Source organism: Alteromonas sp. (assembly GCF_984505615.1).
The window spans coordinates 1-5724 of record NZ_CFHOXV010000076.1 but is presented as its reverse complement, the minus strand read 5'-3'; the positions used below and the strand labels follow the sequence as shown (position 1 = coordinate 5724).

6 protein-coding genes are annotated in these 5724 nt (G+C 49.0%); all 6 read right to left on the bottom strand.

The window, feature by feature from the left end:
• Positions 1 to 141: 141 nt before the first annotated feature.
• The 6 genes from uspE to AC4PME_RS20315 all read right to left on the bottom strand — a co-directional run bounded on the left by uspE (position 142) and on the right by AC4PME_RS20315 (position 5645).
• Positions 142 to 1062, bottom strand: a complete 921-nt coding sequence (gene uspE, locus AC4PME_RS20340; protein WP_490708867.1) for a universal stress protein UspE — start codon at positions 1060 to 1062, stop codon at positions 142 to 144.
• 103 nt (positions 1063 to 1165) lie between these two features.
• Positions 1166 to 1909, bottom strand: a complete 744-nt coding sequence (gene fnr, locus AC4PME_RS20335) for a fumarate/nitrate reduction transcriptional regulator Fnr (protein ID WP_303574686.1) — start codon at positions 1907 to 1909, stop codon at positions 1166 to 1168.
• A 21-nt stretch (positions 1910 to 1930) separates the two neighbouring features.
• The gene (locus AC4PME_RS20330; protein WP_490708868.1) at positions 1931 to 2599 is read right to left on the bottom strand and encodes a sulfite exporter TauE/SafE family protein; all 669 of its coding nucleotides are present in this window, start codon (positions 2597 to 2599) and stop codon (positions 1931 to 1933) included.
• The gene (gene ccoS, locus AC4PME_RS20325; RefSeq protein WP_119501397.1) at positions 2592 to 2783 is read right to left on the bottom strand and encodes a cbb3-type cytochrome oxidase assembly protein CcoS; all 192 of its coding nucleotides are present in this window, start codon (positions 2781 to 2783) and stop codon (positions 2592 to 2594) included. The genes AC4PME_RS20330 and ccoS overlap by 8 nt, the downstream gene beginning before the upstream one ends.
• Positions 2784 to 2787: 4 nt before the next feature.
• Positions 2788 to 5169, bottom strand: coding sequence for a heavy metal translocating P-type ATPase (locus AC4PME_RS20320; RefSeq protein WP_491529748.1), 2382 nt, complete (start codon positions 5167 to 5169; stop codon positions 2788 to 2790).
• Positions 5166 to 5645, bottom strand: a complete 480-nt coding sequence (locus AC4PME_RS20315; RefSeq protein WP_490708870.1) for a FixH family protein — start codon at positions 5643 to 5645, stop codon at positions 5166 to 5168. The genes AC4PME_RS20320 and AC4PME_RS20315 overlap by 4 nt, the downstream gene beginning before the upstream one ends.
• Positions 5646 to 5724 lie beyond the last annotated feature (79 nt).

The following is a 5724-nucleotide window of genomic DNA, read 5'->3' as shown; positions in this document are numbered from 1 at the left end:
TTGCGCACTGTGACTGGCGTTGTCAGATGGCGTAGATGTTACTTGATTCATGGCACTTCAGAATTGGCTGGAAAATAAAAGTACCATTATACAAAAGCAGACGGAATGCTGCTACACAAGCAGCATTCCGTTATCGCCCATTTACTTAACCGGAGACGTAAACCCGTCAGGTTTAACCGCCAGCACATCGCAATTCAGGTTATCAATAACATGCTCTGCAGTATTGCCCAAAAAGGCGGCTGATAAGCCTGTACGTCCCACAGTACCGATGACGACGAGTTCTGCATCCAGCTGTTCAGTCACTTTCGGGATAGCTATATCGGGTGATCCCTCAACAACATGGCAATTTGCTACGCCGATCCCAAATTTAGCGCTGTGGTTTTCCATTTCCTGAACATGATGGTTTCGCACAGCGTTATGATACGTCTCAGGATTGAAATCGGGGATCTCAATGGCAATATTCAGTGGTGCAGAAGGATAGGCATTAACCAGATGTACCTGACCACTCAGTAACTCTGCGTAATCCTTTGCAATACCGGTCAACTTGTCATTCAGTTGTGCATGCTCTTTGTCTTCTGTACCCACATTGACTGCCGCAACAATATTACCGTGTTCAGGCCAGGCATGGGCTTTGACAAGTAAAACCGGAGCCGGACATTTTCTCAGTAAGTGCCAGTCTGTCGGTGTAAAAAGCACTGATGCAAAATCATCGTGTTTGCGGGTAGCTTTAACGACCAGGTCAATCTGACGGTTAATGGTGTAGCGGGTAATGGCTTCGTAACGTTTATCACTCCACTCAACAGCAACCTGTACATCATAATCATCGTAGCGGGTCAGGTTTTTTTCTGCCCAGGCAATGCGGTCTTTGGTTACCGCATCACGCATGGCTTCACGCTCACTGCGGGTGAGCATTGTTGTCATGTCATAAGAAAAGTCGTATACAACAAGCAGTGCGTGTACTTCTGCACCGGTTTTACGGGCAATTTCGATGGCTCTTGAAAGGGCAGGTTGTTCAGGGTTGTCAGCCTGAACGACGGCGAGAATACGTTTGCAGGTGATCATGGCGTCTCTCCTTATTGATGCAGACAATAAATACTGCCTTCATCTTTAGTATAAGACTTACAGCAGGAGAGACGTTGTTTCAGATCAATATTTCAACGGGATCTTAATCCACGCAAAGGGTAGGAATGTCCATAGAGTGCAGCTTTTTATCCATAGCCGCAAAATCCAGAACAGTAATGAGCTTCCCGTCTACTTTTATAATGCCTTCTTTCTGGAAGCGGGTCAGTAAGCGGCTGATCGTTTCTACCGTTAAACCGAGATAATTACCTATTTCGTTGCGGGTCATACTCAAATTGAACTGACGGTGAGAAAAACCCCGTTCCTCAAAGCGACCGGACAGATGTGCGATAAAATAAATCAGGCGTTCTTCTGCCGTCCGTTTATTCAGCAGCATCATCATTTCGTGATCCTGCTTAATTTCAGCACTCATAAAGCGCATGATCTGATGGCGCAATTTCGGGAATTGCTCAGACATTTTTTCAAGAGTGGAATAGGGCAGTTCACACACCATAGCCGTTTCCAGCGCCTGAGTGTAACTCTGGTGAGTGTCGTCACGTAAACCGTCAAAACCGATAATATCGCCCGGGAAGTGGAAACTGATAATTTGCTCTTCACCTTCTTTATCGGTGACAAAAGACTTAAATGAACCTGCCCGTACAGCGTACAGAGAGGTAAATTTATCACCGGCTTCTACCAGGGTATCGTGTTTATGCAAAGGCTTTTTGCGTTCAATGATGTCATCCAGTGACTCAATCTCAGTTTTGTTGAGAGCCACGGGCAGACACAGATGGCTGAAACTGCAATTCTGGCAGTGTATAGAAAAATCCGAACGTTTTTGCATGCTCACTTTCCGCTGTTTGCGATAATTCTAATGTATAGTACTTAAAGCCCGCCACAACAGCAATAATGCGTAAAACAGCAAACTCAAAGCAATGATCTGACGAACTACGGGTTGTCTGAAACCTGAGGAAAGCCAGTCTGCACCAGCCCGGACAGCCAGCAACGCCGGTAGCGTTCCTAAACCAAAACCGGCCATGATTACTGCACCGGATATTGCCGTCCCTGAAGCCAGTGCCCACGTCAGGGTGGAATAAACCAGTCCACAGGGCAACCATCCCCAAATCATACCATAGGGAAAGGCGCTAATAGGAGACCTGAAAGGTAAAAACCGTTTCGACAGCGGCTGAATTCTCTGCCAGAGTTTACTGCCGAGGGCTTCAACAGCGGTCAGGCCACGCCACCAGTTACCCAGATAACAGGCCATGGCAATCAGCATGATGCCACTGAAGACGGCGAGTACGGGGCCGGTCACCGGTACAGCATCTTTTGCTATCTGCCCGATGCCGCCGGTAACAGCGCCGGCAAGTATGTAGCTGAATATACGACCAAAGTTGTAGCTAAGCGCATAGGGTAAAGGGGATGAGCCTGCCGGCGTGGCGGCAGACAGTGCCAGCGATACGCCGCCGCACATTCCCACACAATGAACGCCTCCGCCCAGCCCGACCAGCAAGGCAGATAAAAACGACAGATCACTCATTGAGTTTTTTTCGTTCTTCGGCCAGCTTTTTTTCTTCAGGAGATAAATCATCATCGAAAAGAATACTGTAGCCCTGGCGATCCAGGTCTTCAAACTGGTTCGATTTTACTGCCCAAAAAAATACGCCGATGGCAATGGCCACAATGATCACAGCAAGGGGAATAAGGACGTAAATTATACTCATAGCGTTACTTTAACAGTCTCGTCGAATTAGTGACTACCAGAATACTACTCAGGCTCATACCAATTACCGCCATCCACGGCGTCAGGATGCCGGACACTGCAAACGGCAGGATAACCAGATTGTAGCCTATGGCCCATCCCATATTCTGCCTGACAGTCACTTTTACTCTTCTGGCCATATGAGTGAGGTGTCCGAGTACAGCCAGCTTATCATTTAATAAAATCACATCCGCGGCACTTTTTGCGATATCCGTGGCATTACCCACTGCAATGCCAACATCAGCCGCTGCCATCACCGGTGCATCGTTAATACCATCACCCAGCATCATGACATGACGGCCCTGCCGCTGAAGGGCTGTCACAGCGTTTAATTTATCTTCAGGGCTGTTCCCGCCTGTGGCTTTGTCTACGGGTAAATTCGCTGCAATGTCGTCAACATTTTGCTGAATATCGCCACTCAGAATTATCCGCTCCAGTTGCGCCAGTTTGCTCAGGCTGTCTGCGGCATCCGCTTTAATTTTATCTGCTACACGAAAGGCGGCAACGGGCACACCGTTTTCGGTAAGAAACACGTTAGCGGGAAAGGGCGATATGCCGGCATTTATACCGGTGAAAGACGCTGAACCGGCTTTATAACTGCGGCCATTGCATTGTGCGCCGATCCCCATACCTGCCACAACGTCAACATGGCTCAGAATTAATGCATGATTGTTATCAGAAACAAAGGCTGCGGCAACCGGATGTTCTGAACGGGACTCTATTGCCCCCATTAAAGCCCGGATTTCACTTTCCCGTGCCGGATCAGCAAACCAGCTGTTTATCTGAGCAAACTTTCCTTCGGTCAGCGTTCCGGTTTTATCCAGCACCAGGGTATCTACGTGGTTGATTTGCTCCAGTGCATCGGCTCTTTTCAATAAAATGCCATGCCGGTTAAGGTTTGCCATTGCGCAGGTGAGGGCAGATGGCGTAGCCAGCCCCAGCGCACAGGGACAGGTTGCTACCAGTACCGCGATGCTAATCCAAAATGCATTGTCATTACCCTGCCAGTGCCAGTAAGCCCATGAGGATGCAGCCGTAATCAGTACTACGGCGACAAAATAACTGGAAAAGCGGTCAGCCATTAGAGCGACCCGGGGCTTTGCAGCCATAGCGGTGGATTGCAAACGAATGATCTGATTTACCAGCGCAAATTTTAACGCCCTGGTGACAGTTACCGTTATTACGCCGGTACGGTTTACCGTACCCCCGAATACCGTATCGCCGGTTTGTTTGCGCACCGGATTAAACTCGCCTGTAAGCATCGATTCATCGGTTTCACTGGCACCTTCAGTCACAATGCCGTCTACGGGAATGGTCTCTCCGGCTTTGACCACAACAGCATCACCGGTTTTGAGCGATTTTGCCAGCACCTGGGTAACGGTGTTATCTGCAGCCACCTGATTAGCGGTTACCGGTATATATTGCAACATATTCGCTGAGATCTGCGCGGCGCGGTGCCTGCTCCGGTGTTCGAGAAAACGACTCAGTAAAAGCAGGAAAATAAACATGCAAACTGATTCAAAATACACTTCGCCGCGACCGGTAACCGTTGCAAACAGACCGGACAGCCAGGTGCCCAACACCGCAATACTCACCGGTACATCCATATTCACGGTCCGGGCCGACAAAGCCTTTAGCGCGCCAACGTAAAACGTACTGCCGGAATACAGCACCACCGGTGTGGTCAGAACCAGCGCTATCCAGTGAAAATAAGACCGAGTATGTGCATCCATCGCATCGAACAAATCAAAATACAGGGCTGCCGCCAGCATCATGACCTGCATGGTCATCAAACCTGCAAGGCCGAGTTTTTTCAAAAAGCGCTTATCTTCCGCTTTGTATGATGCTTCATGTTGATCCGGTTGAAACGGCAGCGCCGGGTAGCCAATACGCCGTAGCGTAGCCATGATGCTACTGAGCGATACTGCCTCAGGTTGCCATATAACCACTGCGCGTCGCTGTGCTACATTCACCGCAATCTGGCTGACACCGGTGACCCGCGACAATTGCTTTTCAATCAGCCAGCCGCAGGCCGCACAGGTAATACCTTCAAGGGTTAGCTCAATATGCTTGTTATTACCGTCATCAACGACGAACTCTTCCTGTAAGGCAGGCTCGTCATAGACAGACAGTTTATCCAGTGTTTCGCTTAATGCTGCATCACCTTTAGAGGCCGGTTCAGTACGGAAGCGGTAATAGTCTTCCAGTCCGTTTCCGGTAATGGCCTGAGCCACGGCCTGACATCCCGGACAGCAAAAATGGCGTTCCTGCTCCAGTACGAATGCAGTAAATGGCTTGCCGGGTATATTAGGCTCGCCACAGTGGTAACAAAGAAAGTCGTCGCTCACGGATTAAACTTAATGATACCGGAGGCCGGTAATTGGAGTGTATTCTGGATTTTCCACTCTTCATCCAGCGGCGTGAGTGAAACGCGCCACTTACCCGACAAAACGGTATCCGTTGTGCCGCGGTACACACCACCGGCATCGCGGGTAAGTAATAATTCGGTATCCAGTGATTCCAGGGTTACGTGGAAAAAGGTCAGTTTCAGTGCGGCACCGGATTGGGGAATACCGGAATGAAACTTCAGCGCAACGCGGTTTCTTTCAATGGTGAGATCGGTGGTGATATTCAGCTTTTTCGCCCGTTCGACTTTGTCCAGACGCACATTGATGGCTTTTCCTTCTTTGTAATAGTCGTCAATGACCAGGCTGTCTTCACCGGAAGTGGCAAAATGGATGAGAAAACCACTCATAATGACTGTCAGCACAGGTACCGTGATCAGGAACCAGGGCCAGAATTGTTTATACCAGGGCGTCTGCATATCACCACTTCTTTAACTACGCACAACTGAAGGTGCAAGATTACAGGAAATGAAACTTACTATGATGATTTCCATCAAG

Coding starts and splice junctions, on each gene's coding strand:
- uspE (WP_490708867.1), bottom strand. CDS start 1,062: ATGATCACCTGCAAACGTATTCTCGCCGTCGTTCAGGCTGACAACCCT.
- AC4PME_RS20330 (WP_490708868.1), bottom strand. CDS start 2,599: ATGAGTGATCTGTCGTTTTTATCTGCCTTGCTGGTCGGGCTGGGCGGA.
- ccoS (WP_119501397.1), bottom strand. CDS start 2,783: ATGAGTATAATTTACGTCCTTATTCCCCTTGCTGTGATCATTGTGGCC.
- AC4PME_RS20315 (WP_490708870.1), bottom strand. CDS start 5,645: ATGCAGACGCCCTGGTATAAACAATTCTGGCCCTGGTTCCTGATCACG.